Consider the following 14153-nt stretch of genomic DNA (forward strand, 5'->3'; position numbering starts at 1 on the left):
CGGCGAAATTCACGCCATGGACGGGAAACAGTCTGAGACAATACTCGCCGAGAAGCCCGCGCCACCAGCTTTTTGCCGCGACAGTAAACCAATTGTGCTCCGATGCGTTAGTGGGGGCATGGGTTATTCTGACGAAATACTGACCACAAATTACAAATAAGCAACAAAGCGCTAGCGCAACAGCAATAACAAACAACCGGCACATTACGCGGCACATCATCCAGACATGAAAAATATCGAATTCCTCCGTTTCCTGCCCTTGCAAGGTCCGAACATCTGGACCTACCGTTCGGCCCTCGAAGTATGGATCGACATCGGCGAACTGGAAGATTTTCCGTCCAATATCCTGCCCGGGTTCAACGAGCGCCTGACCACCTGGCTGCCGACCCTGATCGAACACCGCTGCAGCTATGAAGTCCGCGGCGGCTTCGTCAAGCGCCTGGAAGAAGGCACCTGGCCCGGCCACATCCTGGAACACGTCACGCTGGAACTGCAAAACCTGGCCGGCCTGCCGGGCGGCTTCGGCAAGGCGCGCGAAACCAACGTGCGCGGCGTCTACAAGGTAGTCGTGCGCGCCCGCCATGAAACCGTCACCCGCGCCGCCCTCTACGCCGCACGCGACCTGGTCATGGCCGCCATCGAAGACAAGCCCTACGATCTCGACGCCACACTGGCCAAGCTGCGCCGCATGGTCGACAAGCTCTGCCTGGGGCCCAGCACCGCCTGCATCGTGGATGCCGCCGACGAGCGCCGCATCCCCACCATCCGCCTGTCCGAAGGCAACCTGGTCCAGCTCGGCCACGGCTGCAAGCAGCGCCGCATCTGGACGGCCGAGTCCGACCAGACCGGCGCCATCGCCGAAAGCGTCTCGCGCGACAAGGACCTGACCAAGACCCTGCTGGAAAACTGCGGCGTACGGGTCCCAGAAGGCCGCCTGGTCAACAGCCCGGAAGATGCTTGGGACGCCGCCGAAGACATCGGCCTGCCGGTCGTGGTCAAGCCTTGCGACGCCAACCACGGGCGTGGCGTCTTCATCGACCTGAACACCCGCGAAGAAATCGAAACCGCCTACAAGGCCGCCCTGGAAGAAGGCAGCGGCGTGCTGGTCGAGCGCTATGTGCCGGGCCTGGAGCACCGCCTGCTGATCGTCGGCGGCAAGCTGGCCGCGGCTGCGCGCGGTGAACCGATCTTCATCATCGGCGACGGCAAGTCCACGGTGCAGGATCTGCTCGATGAGCTCAACCGCGACCCGCGTCGCGGCCTGCTGGAAGAACACCTGCTCGATCCCGTGCTGCTGGAACGCGAACCGGCCGCCGTACTGGAACTGCAGCGCCAGAACCTGACCACGGAATCGGTGCCGGCCGCCGGCCGCCGTATCCTGCTGCTGCGCAACGGCAACGTCTCGGCCGACGTCACCGACAAGGTTCATCCCAGCGTCGCCGCCGCTGCCTCGCTGGCCGCGCGCATCGTCGGCCTAGATATTGCCGGCGTGGATATCGTCGCCGAAGACATCTCGCGCCCCCTGGCCGACCAGGGCGCCGCCATCGTCGAAGTCAATGCCGGCCCCGGCCTCCTGATGCACTTGAAGCCATCCGAAGGCAAGCCGCGCCCGGTGGGCGAAGCCATCGTCAACAACCTGTTCGGTGAAGACGAAAACGGCCGCATCCCCATCGTCGGCGTCACCGGCACCCACGGCAAGACCACCATCTCGCGCCTGATCGCCCGCATCATCCACCTCTCCGGCAAGCACGTCGGCCTGGCCTGCGGCGATGGCCTGTATTTCGGCGAACGCGTGGTCGAACGCGGCAACCGCGCCAACTGGGGCGCCGCGCACCGCGTACTGCTGAACCGCGCGGTGGAAGCCGCCGTGTTCGAGAATGGCAGCGTCTCCATCCTCTCCGAAGGCCTGGCCTATGACCGCTGCCTGGTCGGCGTGGTCGCCAACATCGACCCCGACGACAGCCTGCCCGAGTACTACATCGAAAATGCCGAACAGATGGCCACCAAGGTCAAGCGTACCCAGGTCGACCTGGTGCTGCCCGACGGCGCGGCCGTGCTCAACGCCGACGATCCGCTGGTGGCCGACATGGCCCAGCTGTGTGACGGCGAAGTGATCTTCTTCGGCGTCCACCCCGAGTCCCCATTGCTGGCTGCCCACCTAAAGGACGGCGGCCGCGCGGTGTTCCTGCGCGGCGGCGACCTGATCCAGGCCGAAGGCGAGCGCGAGTTCAAGGTCAGTTCGGTGGATGCCATCCCGCTGACCGAGAACGGCGCCGTGGCCTACCAGGTCGAGAACGTCCTGGCTGCGGTAGGCGCCGCCTGGGCGCTGGGCATCGGCCCCGAAGTGATCCGTGCCGGCATCGAGCTGTTCGGCACCGAGCAGGCCGAACAGCAAGGGTTCAAGTTCAAGACGCAGGCCGCCTGAACCCGGGACTCCGCACGCAGCACGACACCCGCATAACCAGCAAGCACACCACTCAAGAGACACTCAGGAAAATTGTCCATGGACGTATCACGCATACGCGCACTGCGCGGCCCCAACCTCTGGAGCAGACACACCGCCATTGAAGCCATCGTCTCCTGTCCCGCTGCGGAACAGGTAGTGGACGACATGCCCGGCTTCGAAGTACGCCTGCGTGCGCGCTTCCCGCAGATCGGCTTCCTTGAGCCCGACGGCGGCAAGCAGGTCGTGTCGATGGCCCATGCGCTGGCCTCCGCCGCGCTGGCGCTGCAGTCCCAGGCCGGTTGCCCGGTCACCTTCAGCCGCACCGTCTCCACCATCGAGACCGGCGTCTATCAGGTGGTGGTGGAATACAGCGAAGAGGAAGTCGGCCGCCTGGCCTTCAACCTGGCGCTGGAGCTGTGCCGTGCCGCGCAAGCCGATACGCCGTTCGACCTGACCAACGCGCTGGCGCGCATCCGTGAGCTGGACGAGGACGTGCGCCTGGGCCCCAGCACCGGCTCCATCGTCAATGCCGCCATCAAGCGCGGCATCCCGTTCCGCCGCCTGACCCAGGGCAGCATGGTGCAGTTCGGCTGGGGCAGCCGCCAGAAGCGCATCCAGGCTGCGGAAACCAGCAATACCAGCGCCATCGCCGAATCGATCGCGCAGGACAAGGACCTGACCAAGATGCTGCTGCACGCGGCCGGCGTGCCAGTACCCAACGGCCGCGTAGTCACCACCGCCGAAGACGCCTGGAAGGCCACTGAAGAAATCGGCGCCGCCGTCGTGATCAAGCCGCTGGACGGCAACCAGGGCAAGGGCGTGGCGGTCAACATCAGCAGCCGCGCCGAGATCGAGCAGGCGTTCGCCAATGCCGCGCGCATCAGCGACGAGGTCATCGTCGAGCGCTACCTTCATGGCCATGACTACCGCCTGCTGGTGATCGGCAACAAACTGGTGGCCGCAGCGCGCCGCGACCCGCCCCAAGTCATCGGTGACGGCGTGCACACCATCCGCCAACTGATCGACCAGGTCAATGCCGACCCGCTGCGCGGCGACGGCCACGCTACCTCGCTGACCAAGATCCGCCTGGACGACATCGCCATTTCGGTGCTGGCCAGCCAGCATCTCGACCCTGAAGCCATTCCGGCCCAGGGCGTGCGCGTGGTCTTGCGCAACAACGCCAACCTCTCCACCGGCGGCACCGCCACCGACGTCACCGACGACGTCCACCCCGACATGGCCGCGCGCGCCATCGCTGCGGCACAGATGGTCGGCCTCGACATCTGCGGCGTCGACGTGGTGTGCAACTCGGTGCATGCATCAATGGAAGAACAAGGCGGCGGCATCGTCGAAGTCAACGCCGCGCCCGGCCTGCGCATGCACCTCTCGCCCTCCTACGGCAAGAGCCGCGATGTCGGCGAAGCGATCGTCTCGACCATGTATGAAGACGGCGACGACGGCCGTATCCCAGTAGTGGCCGTAGCCGGCACCAACGGCAAGACCACCACCGTGCGCCTGATCACCCACCTGCTGGCCGAAACCGGCCTGCGCGTGGGCATGACCAATACCGATGGCGTCTACATCGACAAACAGCGCATCGACACCGGCGACTGCAGCGGCCCGCGCAGCGCCCGCAACGTGCTGTTCCACCCGGATGTCGATGCCGCCGTGCTGGAAACCGCGCGTGGCGGCGTGCTGCGCGAAGGCCTGGGCTTCGACCGCTGCCATGTCGCCGTGGTCACCAACATCGGCATGGGCGACCACCTCGGCCTGTCCTACATCAGCACGGTGGAGGACCTGGCCGTGGTCAAGCGCGTCATCGTCGAGAACGTGGCGCCCACCGGCACTGCCGTACTCAACGCGGCCGACCCGATGGTGGCGAAGATGGCCTCGTCCTGCCCGGGTTCGGTCACCTTCTTCGCCCTAGATCCCCAGCATCCGATCATGGCCACGCACCGCGCCCAGGGACACCGCATCGTTTACCGCGACGGCGATGCCATCGTCGCCGCGCAAGGCAGCTTTGAGCAGCGCCTGAAGCTGTCCGGCATCCCGCTCACGCGTAACGGCGGCATCGGCTTCCAGGTCGAGAACGTGATGGCCTCGGTCGGCGCCGCCTGGGCACTGGGCCTGGACTGGGCACACATCGCCGCAGCCCTGAACAGCTTCATCAGCGACAGCGACACTGCCCCCGGCCGCTTCAACCTGTTCGACTACAAGGGCGCCACGCTGATTGCCGACTATGGCCACAACCCGGACGCCATCCAGGCGCTGATCAAGGCCGTCGACAGCATGCCCTCCAAACGCCGTTCGGTGGTCATCAGCGGCGCCGGCGACCGCCGCGACGCCGACATCACCCAGCAGACCGAAATGCTGGGCGATGCCTTCGACGAAGTGGTGCTGTACCAGGACCAGTGCCAGCGCGGCCGCGTCGACGGCGAAGTGATCGCGCTGCTGCGCCAGGGCCTGGAGAAAGCCACTCGCACCAGCGACATCAAGGAGATCTATGGCGAGTTCCTGGCCATCGATACCGCATTGGCATCGCTCAAGGATGGCGACCTGTGCCTGATCCTGATCGACCAGATCGATGAAGCGCTGGCGCACATCAACATGCGCGTAGCCGAAGCCTGAAACGGGTATCAGGTAAGGCCTGAACGGCCGGCAGCGAAGATTTCGCTGCCGGCCGTTGTCTATTCAGGTTTTGACTACGAAGAATTGATACAGGGAAAACGACGGCCGCCGGGATGGCGTGTAACGCGGAAGGCGCTCAGTCGTCCTGCTTGGGATCAAGTTCCGGAAACAGCACTTCGGTAAAGCCGAATTGCGAGAAATCGCGGATGCGCATCGGGTAAAGGATACCTTGCAGATGGTCGCACTCATGCTGCACCACACGCGCATGAAAACCATCGACGGTGCGGTCGATCACCTTGCCGTCCAGGTCGTAGCCCCGATAGCGCAGGCTGCTCCAGCGCGGCACAACTCCGCGCATGCCGGGCACCGACAGGCAGCCCTCCCAGCCGTCTTCGATTTCATCGGACAACGGGGTCAGCACCGGATTGATCAGCACCGTCTCCGGTACCGGCGGCGCATCGGGATAGCGCTGGTTGCTGCCGAAACCGAAGATCACCAGTTGCAGATCGACGCCGATCTGCGGCGCCGCCAAGCCAGCGCCGCTGACTGCACGCATGGTTTCGAACATATCGTCCACCAGTTGCGCCAGTTCTGGCGTGCCGAACTGAGTGACGGGCTGCGCCTGGCGCAGCAGGCTCGGGTCGCCCATTTTGAGGATGTCGCGGATGGCCATCTCTTTGCTGCTCCCAAAAGAATGACGCCCGGCAAAACCGGGCGCCTGCAAGCATTATCGCCGATCCCGCGGGCCGCTGCTTCAGCGGCCGCCGCAGACCTTATCCGGCTTTGCGGCCCAGTTCCTTGAGGTATTCGCTGAACTCGGGGCCGGTTTCCGGGTGCTTCATGCCCATGGCCACCATCGCCTTCAGGTAGCCCAGCTTGGAACCGCAGTCATAGCGCTGGCCCTGGTAGCGGTAAGCCAGCACCGACTCGGCCTGCATCAGCTTGGCGATGCCGTCGGTCAACTGGATCTCGCCGCCGGCGCCGCGGCCGATGTTTTCCAGGCAATGGAAAATGCGGTTGTTCAGCACATAACGGCCGACCACGGCCAGCGTCGAGGGCGCATCTTCCGGCGCCGGCTTTTCGACGATGGCATTGACGCGCTCAAGATCAGGCTGATAAGGCGTGGCGCTGACGATGCCGTACTGCTTGGTCTCGGCCTTGGGCACTTCCTGTACCGCCAGCATGCTCATGCCTTCGCGGGCGTAGATATCGGTCATCTGCGCCAGCACCGGCCTGACGCCGCTGTCGGTATCCATGAAGTCGTCGGCCAGCAGCACCGCGAACGGCTCTTCGCCCACCACCGGACGCGCGCACAGGACGGCATGGCCCAGGCCCAGCGGAGTCGATTGTCGGATGAAGATGCAATTGACGTTCTTGGGAACCACGTTCTGCACGATCTCCAGCAGTTTCTGCTTGCCCGCCGCTTCCAGTTCGCTTTCGAGCTCGTAGGCCTTGTCGAAATGGTCTTCGATGGCGCGCTTGTTGCGGCCGGTGATGAACACCATCTCCGTGATGCCGGCGGCCACTGCCTCTTCAACGGCGTAGTGGATCAGCGGCTTGTCGACGATAGGCAGCATTTCCTTGGGTTGCGCCTTGGTCGCCGGCAGAAAGCGGCTGCCCAGTCCGGCAACCGGGAAAACGGCTTTCTTGATCTTCTTGATCATTATTGCTCCCTGAGGATAGGTAATCTTTTTTCGAGCCCGATCTGCGTCGGTTGACGAGAGTCGGGCGGAGTGTAATACATCTTGAACAACAAATTATGTTCTTTTCATGACATCTCGGCACACAAGGCCTTGAGCTGGTCCTCATCCAGGATGGGAAGGCCCAGTTCCTCGGCCTTGGCCAACTTGCTGCCGGCCTCGGCGCCCGCCACCACATAGCTGGTCTTCTTCGATACCGAACCGGTCACCTTGCCCCCGGCCGCTTCGATCAATTGTGCAGCCTGGTCGCGCGACATGTTGGGCAAGGTGCCGGTCAGCACGAAGGTCTTGCCCTGCAAATGTTTGGAACCACTGTCGGTGCCTTCGGTTTCCGGCCAATGCACGCCCACGGCGCGCAACTGCTCCACCAGCTCGACATTGAGCGCATCGCTGAAGAAGGCGCGGATGGAGCTGGCCACCACCGGGCCGATATCGGCCACTTCCAGCAATTGCTCTTCGCTGGCCGCCAGCAGTTTATCCAGGCCGCCGAAATGGCGCGCCAGCTCCTTGGCCGTGGCCTCGCCCACATGGCGGATCCCCAGGGCATAGATGAAGCGGGCCAGCGTAGTAGCCTTTGACTTTTGCAATGCATCCAGCACGTTCTGCGCCGACTTTTCGGCCATGCGGTCTAACGTGGCCAGCGCCAGCAGCCCGAGACGGTACAAGTCGGCAGGTGTGGTGACAATATTGCTGTCCACCAGTTGCTCCACCAGTTGCTCCCCCAGGCCTTCGATATCCATGGCGCGGCGCGAAGCAAAATGCTGCAAACCTCCCTTGCGCTGCGCCGAGCACTTCAGCCAGCCGCCGGAACAGCGTGCGATGGCTTCGTCTTCCAGCCGCACGATAGGCGAACCGCAGACCGGGCATGCGGTAGGCATGACGAAGGCGCGCGCATCGGCCGGACGTTTTTCCGGCACGAACGCCACTACCTCGGGGATAACGTCGCCGGCGCGGCGCACGATGACGGTATCGCCGATCTGGATATCCTTGCGGCGCACCTCATCTTCATTGTGCAGCGTGGCGTTGGTGACGGTGACGCCGCCCACGAACACCGGATTCAGGCGCGCCACCGGAGTGATGGCGCCGGTGCGGCCGACCTGGACTTCGATCTCCAGCACCTGCGTCAGCGCCTCTTGCGCGGGGAATTTATGCGCCAGCGCAAAACGCGGCGCACGCGAGACGAAACCGAGGTGTTTTTGCTGGTCCAGGCGGTCCACTTTATAGACCACGCCATCGATCTCGTAAGGCAACTGTTCACGCTTTTCACCGATACCACGGAAGAAGGCCAGCAACCCGGCCGCACCGGTCACCACTGCGCGCTCCTTGCACACCGGCAAACCGAGTTCCTGGTACCAGTCCAGCAGCGCGGAATGCGAAGCCGGCATGTCCATGCCTTCCAGCACGCCAATGCCATAGGCGAAAAAGCGCAAGGTGCGCTGCGCCGTGATGCGGGAGTCGAGCTGGCGCAGACTGCCGGCGGCCGCATTGCGCGGGTTGGCGAACTCCTTCTGGCCGGCATCGCGCTGGCGCTGGTTCAGGCGCGCGAAGTCTTGCTTGTACATCAGCACTTCGCCGCGCACATCCAGCACCGCAGGAATCTTGGTCCCGTGCAAGCGCAGGGGAATGGCGCGCACCGTACGGATGTTGGCGGTGACATTCTCACCGGTGGTGCCGTCGCCGCGGGTAGCCGCCTGCACCAGCAGGCCATCGACGTAGCGCAGGCTGATCGCCAGACCGTCGAACTTCAGCTCTGCCGCATAGCGCACTTCCTGCAGCGTCTCCAGGCCGTCCATGACGCGCTTGTCGAAGGCCTCGATGTCCTCGTCGGAAAAACCGTTGCCCAGCGACAGCATCGGGATATCGTGGCGCACCGGGTCAAACTGCGGCAGGGGCGCGCCGCCTACGCGCTGGGTCGGTGAATCTGGCGTTGCCAGCTCCGGATGCGCCGTCTCCAGCGCTTGCAGCTCCTGGAACAGGCGATCGTATTCGGCATCGGGAATGCTGGGCTCATCCAGCACGTAATAAGCGTGGTTATGGCGGTTCAGTTCGTCGCGCAATGCATGCGCACGAACCAGCCAGTCCGCCGCCCCTGCGGGGGGGGGACCTGCGGAAAACAAATCTGGTTGCATCTTGAATTGCCTGGGGCACGGCCCCTTAGCTGAACAGGCGCAATGCGCGCGTTGATCCTGCGGGAATGTCGGCCGACTCCATGGCGCTGTAGAACGCCGCCACTTGCTCGGCAATATCGGCCAGCGCGGCATCGGACAGCATCTGGTCGCTGTCGTCGACCATGGTGCCGCCCAGGCGCACGGCCAGCGAACGGGCGCAGGCCACCAGCGCGCCGTAGCCGTCACGCGAAGGCGCCACACGCGGCACGTCCAGCAGCAAGGTCAGGCGGTCGGTAGTCTCGTCGGCCTGGGTAGCGTTGGTCGAAAGCGCAAAGAGAACCTCGCCCTCGCCATCCTGCATCACCAGGTAGCCTTCGGTGCGGCGGTCGAAGCCCTGGCGGGTCAGCGCCGCCAGCAACGTCGCCAAGCTCCACGGCGCGCCATTGGTGCGCACGTTCACGCTCAACTGGACATCGTGGTCGGCGATGAACTGGTGCAGGGCCTGGGCAGTCTTGATGATGTCCGGCATGTCAGGCAGCTCGGGTTCGCCGGACAGCGAATCGGTCAGGTCGCGCAGGCGCATGACCAATTCCGAATACTCGATTTCATTCATCGCATTGCTGCGGTTGGCCAACTGGGCGCCGGCCAGCAAAGCGGTATAGACGCCGCCGTGGCCGACGGCTTCCCATTCGCCTTCGGCGGTACGGCCGATGAAATGCACCGGCTTGTTGCCCACGTGGCGCAGGTTCTGCAGCGCCGGCAGCAGCTTGTCGCCGCGCAGCGGGTGTTCCAATGCGATCGGGATGTTGCAGTCGATCAGTTCGTCCACCGGCAATTCACGCTTGGGCTTGGACGCCACAGGGGCCTGCATTTGCTGCGGCGGCGCGAAGGCCGGCACCGACTCGATCTGCTCTTCAGCACCGGCGATGACTTGCGCCACCGTCGATTGCGGCGCATTGGCCAAGGTCTCGGCCAGTGCGGCGTCGGCCGCCGGCGACGCCTCGCCGATATAAGGTTCTCGCTGCTCGAATTCGGCCTGGTCCAGATAAGCCTTGACCGGCGCCGTCACCGGCTTGTTGCGCTCGGGCAGGTCGTACAAGGCGGGTTCCATGCGGTCGCCTGCCGCTTCCGGGGCTGGCGCAAAATCGGTCGCGTGCTCTGCTGCCGGCGACTGGGGCGAGTCCTGGTCTTGCGGCGACATCAGCACATCGTCGTGCGATGAAGAAAAGGCGCGCTCTACGGTCTTGCGCGCCTTGTGTTCCTGCCACTTGTTGTAGGAGATGACGCCGACGACGAAGACGCCGCCGATCACGATCAGGCTGGTCTGAAGATCCATCATGCTGCTTGCCCCTTCAGTGTGGCTGGCGGAAAAGCCGCGGCCCGGGTGGCTGCACGGCAAGACATGTTCGGCTCGATAAAGCTACTCATTGAAGGAATAAATGTTGTTATTTTTCATGGCCCGAAAGCCGTAAAAAGCACGTCAGATCCGGCAAATACAGCCTGGGAAAACGCTCCAGGCCGGGCTGTATGACAAGGTTCTCAGGGTAGTGTTCCACCCCCTGCCTTGTCAAGCCGACAAAGGCGCAAAGGGCCGTCCCCAAGGACGGCCTCAGGCGGCCTGCTCTGCGCTGGAGAAGTTGGCGGCCGAATCCATGTCCACCGCCACGATGCGCGATACGCCCTGCTCCTGCATGGTCACGCCGATCAGTTGCTGCGCCATCTCCATCGCGATCTTGTTGTGCGAGATGAAGAGGAACTGGGTGTGCTCGGACATGCGCTTGACCATATTGGCGAAACGCTCGGTGTTGGCGTCGTCCAGCGGCGCATCCACCTCATCCAGCAGGCAGAACGGCGCCGGGTTCAACTGGAACATCGAGAACACCAGTGCCGTCGCGGTCAGCGCCTTTTCACCGCCCGACAGCAGGTGGATGGTGGCGTTCTTCTTGCCGGGCGGCTGCGCCATGACCTGCACGCCGGAATCCAGGATCTCGTCGCCGGTCATGATCAGCTTGGCCTGGCCGCCGCCGAACAGCACCGGGAACAGTTCCGAGAAATGGTGGTTGACCTTGTCGAAGGTATCTTGCAGCAGGCCACGGGTTTCTATGTCGATCTTGTGGATCGCGTCCTGCAGCGTGGTGATGGCTTCGTTCAGGTCGGCATGCTGTGCGTCGAGGAAGTGCTTGCGCTCGGAGGCCGTCGCCAGTTCGTCCAGCGCGGCCAGGTTGACTGCACCCAGCGCGGCAATGGCATTGGTCAGGCGGGTCACCTCGCCTTGCAGATAGGACGGCCGCATGTCGGCGGTCAGCTTTTCGGACAGCGCGGCCTCGTCGGCCTGGGTTTGCGCCAGTGCTTCCGAGAACTGCTCCTGGTTCAGGCGCGCAGCCTGCTCCTTCAGCTGCAGCTCGGTGATGCGGTCGCGTTGCGGTTGCAGGCTGCGTTCGGCCTGCATGCGGTTTTCCTCATGCGTGCGCAACTGCTGCGACAACTGGTCCAGTTCGTGGCGGGCATCGGCCAGCGCACGCTCCTGCTCGCTGCGGCGATCCAGCAGTTCCTGCAAACCGGCCTGGGCCGCCTGGTCGTCCAGGCTTTCCAGTTCCAGGCTGCCCTGTTGCATGCTGGCGAACAGTTGTGCCGCCTGCTCCAGCGCGGTGGCGATGCTGCGCTTCAATTCTTCGATCTTGCTGCGCTGCGACTTCTCCGCAAATTCGGTTTCCTGCGCAGAGCGCTCCAGTTCGCGCAAGCGGGTGCGCGATTCGTTCAACTGCTGTTCCTTGCCCAGGTAATCGGTCTGGCCGTTCTCATGCTGCTCCTGCAGCTCTGCCAATTCGATATCGAGCTGCTCGAAACGCGCCTCGGACTCGGCCTGCACCTGCTGCTGTTCAGCTTCCTGCATGCCGATCTCTTCGAGGTCGGTGGCGATCTGCGTGCTGCGCTGGTTGAAGCGCTCCTGCACTTCGGCCAGTTTCATCACTTCGATCTGCAGGCTGTGTGCCGACTGGGTCAGGCTGCCCACGCGCTGGCGCAGCTCCTGCAGGCGCTGCGAGGCCGCGGACAAGGATGCCTCGGCACGTACCGCCCGGCCCTTGGCCTCTTCGGCCAGCATGTATTGCGCACGCTGCTGCTTGGTGATGTTCTCGATTTCCTGCTGGCGCGCCAGCATGCCGTCCTGCTCCGAATCCGATGCATAGAAACGCACGCTGGACTGGCTCACCACATGTCCCTGGCGGGTAACGAACACGCCGCCCAGCGGCAGGTTGCCTCGCTCGGCAAAAGCGATGGCGGTGTCGTCGGCCACATACACGTCCTTGAGCCAGTCGTTCATCAACGCGCGCTGGCCGGGGTCGCTCAGTTGCAGCAGGTTGATGAAAGGCTTGAGGCCGTTGGCCGCTTGCGGCGCCGGCTGGGCGATACCGGCATTGGGTGCGTACAGCGCCAGCTTGGCCGGCGGCGCGTCGGAAAAGAAGGCCTTGGCCCAGTCCAGGTTGGACATTTCCAGCGCCGACATGCGTTCACGCAGCACCGCTTCCAGTGCAGTTTCCCAGCCCGATTCAATATGCAGCTTCTGCCACAGGCGCGGCAGCTCGGCCAGGCCGTGCTTCTCCAGCCAAGGCTGGACCTTGCCCTGCGCCTGCACGCTTTCCTGCAGTTGCTTCAACGCGGAGAGGCGCGCTTCCAGCTGGGCGTTGGCCGAGGTTTCCTTGCTGACCAGTTCCTGCGCGGCGCGGCGCTCCTCTTCCAGGCGCGGCACCTGTTCCTGCGCTTCTTCCAGGTACATGCCGGCCTCTTCCAGCGAGGCTTGCTTTTCCTCCAGCTGCAACCTGAGGTTGGACAGGTGCACATCGTCCGGCATGCTCAAGCCGTTCTTTTCCTGCATCAGGCGTTCGCGGCGCGAGGCCAGGCCGGAGAGGATGTTGGAGGCGTTGCGCTGGTGCGTGGACTGCAACTCGATCTGCTGCTGCACCTGCATGATCTTGCCGCGCGATTCGGTGGTCTTCAGCTGCGACTCACGCCAGGCCTGTTCCAGCGCCGGCAGGCGCTCGTTGGCATCCTGCACCGCTTGCTGCGACTGTTCGACGCGCATGCCAAACTCTTCCAGCGCGATTTCGGCCTCGGCCAGCTCATCCTGCTGCTGCGAACCCTGGCGCTGCCACTGGTCGCGCTGGGCGGTCAGCGAATTCAACTGCGATTGCAGGCGGTTGCGCGATTCGATCACGAACTTGATCTGCGCCTCCAGGCTGCCGATCTCGGAGTTGGTCTGGTACAGGTGGCCCTGGGCCTGGTGCAGGCGGTCGCCGGCGCCATAGTGCGCCTGGCGCATATGCTCCAGTTCGGCCTCGACGTGGCGCAGCTTGGCAGTCTGCTCTTCCAGGTCGATCTGGGCGCGCTCGATTTCCTTGAAGAACTTTTCCTGTTCGCTCTTGGCTTCGTTCTTGCGCAGCAGCCACAACAGCTTCTGCTTCTCTTCCTGGTCGCCTTGCAGCTCGTGGAATTTCTTGGCCACGGCGGCCTGCGCTTCCAGCTTTTCGAGGTTGGCGTTCAACTCGCGCAGGATGTCTTCCAGGCGGGTCAGGTTTTCGGTGGTGTCGTGCAGGCGGTTCTCGGTTTCGCGGCGGCGTTCCTTGTACTTGGACACGCCGGCAGCCTCTTCCAGGAAGATGCGCAGCTCTTCGGGGCGCGCCTCGATGATGCGCGAGATCATGCCCTGGCCGATGATGGCGTAGGCGCGCGGCCCCAGGCCGGTGCCGAGGAAAATATCCTGGATGTCGCGGCGGCGCACCGCCTGGTTGTTGATGTAATAGGACGAGGTGCCGTCGCGGGTCAGCGTGCGCTTGACGGCGATCTCGGCGTATTGCCCCCACTGCCCAGCGGCCTTGCCGGCGGCGTTGTCGAACACCAGTTCGACCGAAGCGCGCCCGGCGGGCTTGCGGTGGGTGGAGCCGTTGAAGATGACGTCCTGCATGGATTCGCCGCGCAGCTCGGAGGCCTTGGATTCGCCCAGGACCCAGCGCACGGCATCGATGATATTGGATTTGCCGCAGCCGTTCGGCCCGACCACACCCACCAGCTGCCCCGGAACCTGGAAATGCGTAGGTTCGACGAAGGACTTGAATCCCGACAATTTAATGGAAGTTAGACGCACGTTATCGACAAAATAAACTGGTTGGAAGAAAGCGGAAAATTTGCTTCCGGAAAGGCCGGTATCATAACATCGCCAGCCCCCGACCCGGCCAAATAGCGGGGCATTTGCCTCATGGCGAACGCTGCAACGGT

The 14153-nt window shown here is 63.8% G+C and carries 7 protein-coding genes; 2 read left to right on the forward strand and 5 right to left on the reverse strand.

The annotated features are described in order from the left end of the window. Positions 1–226: 226 nt before the first annotated feature. Together AKL28_RS04700 and cphA are read left to right on the forward strand one after the other, a co-directional pair. Entirely contained in the window at positions 227–2425 is a 2199-nt protein-coding gene (locus AKL28_RS04700) for a cyanophycin synthetase (RefSeq protein ID WP_050466900.1), read from the forward strand. A gap of 78 nt (positions 2426–2503) precedes the next feature. Next, entirely contained in the window at positions 2504–5074 is a 2571-nt protein-coding gene (gene cphA / locus AKL28_RS04705; protein WP_050466901.1) for a cyanophycin synthetase, read from the forward strand. Positions 5075–5210: 136 nt separating this feature from the next. On the opposite strand, the gene def is transcribed toward cphA, so the two are convergent. The 5 genes from def to smc form a co-directional block, all read right to left on the reverse strand. Next, on the reverse strand, positions 5211–5747 hold the full coding sequence (gene def, locus AKL28_RS04710; RefSeq protein ID WP_050466902.1) for a peptide deformylase: 537 nt from the start codon (positions 5745–5747) through the stop codon (positions 5211–5213). 100 nt (positions 5748–5847) lie between these two features. Continuing rightward, complete coding sequence (gene galU / locus AKL28_RS04715; RefSeq protein ID WP_050466903.1) at positions 5848–6738, reverse strand: UTP--glucose-1-phosphate uridylyltransferase GalU; 891 nt, start codon at positions 6736–6738, stop codon at positions 5848–5850. Between the two features lie 104 nt (positions 6739–6842). Further along, positions 6843–8903 carry an NAD-dependent DNA ligase LigA gene (gene ligA, locus AKL28_RS04720; protein WP_050466904.1) on the reverse strand — a complete coding sequence of 687 codons (2061 nt, stop codon included), beginning with the start codon at positions 8901–8903 and terminating at the stop codon, positions 6843–6845. Between the two features lie 25 nt (positions 8904–8928). Continuing rightward, positions 8929–10221, reverse strand: a complete 1293-nt coding sequence (locus AKL28_RS04725; protein ID WP_050466905.1) for a cell division protein ZipA C-terminal FtsZ-binding domain-containing protein — start codon at positions 10219–10221, stop codon at positions 8929–8931. Positions 10222–10491: 270 nt separating this feature from the next. Then, on the reverse strand, positions 10492–14022 hold the full coding sequence (gene smc / locus AKL28_RS04730; protein WP_050466906.1) for a chromosome segregation protein SMC: 3531 nt from the start codon (positions 14020–14022) through the stop codon (positions 10492–10494). Between the last annotated feature and the right edge of the window lie 131 nt (positions 14023–14153).

Source organism: Herbaspirillum chlorophenolicum (assembly GCF_001189955.1).
Taxonomy (GTDB): domain Bacteria; phylum Pseudomonadota; class Gammaproteobacteria; order Burkholderiales; family Burkholderiaceae_D; genus Herbaspirillum; species Herbaspirillum chlorophenolicum.

Excerpts from the sequence above, each read along its gene's own strand:
- AKL28_RS04700 (WP_050466900.1), top strand. The coding sequence starts at position 227 with ATGAAAAATATCGAATTCCTCCGTTTCCTGCCCTTGCAAGGTCCGAAC.
- cphA (WP_050466901.1), top strand. The coding sequence starts at position 2,504 with ATGGACGTATCACGCATACGCGCACTGCGCGGCCCCAACCTCTGGAGC.
- def (WP_050466902.1), bottom strand. The coding sequence starts at position 5,747 with ATGGCCATCCGCGACATCCTCAAAATGGGCGACCCGAGCCTGCTGCGC.
- galU (WP_050466903.1), bottom strand. The coding sequence starts at position 6,738 with ATGATCAAGAAGATCAAGAAAGCCGTTTTCCCGGTTGCCGGACTGGGC.
- ligA (WP_050466904.1), bottom strand. The coding sequence starts at position 8,903 with ATGCAACCAGATTTGTTTTCCGCAGGTCCCCCCCCCGCAGGGGCGGCG.
- AKL28_RS04725 (WP_050466905.1), bottom strand. The coding sequence starts at position 10,221 with ATGATGGATCTTCAGACCAGCCTGATCGTGATCGGCGGCGTCTTCGTC.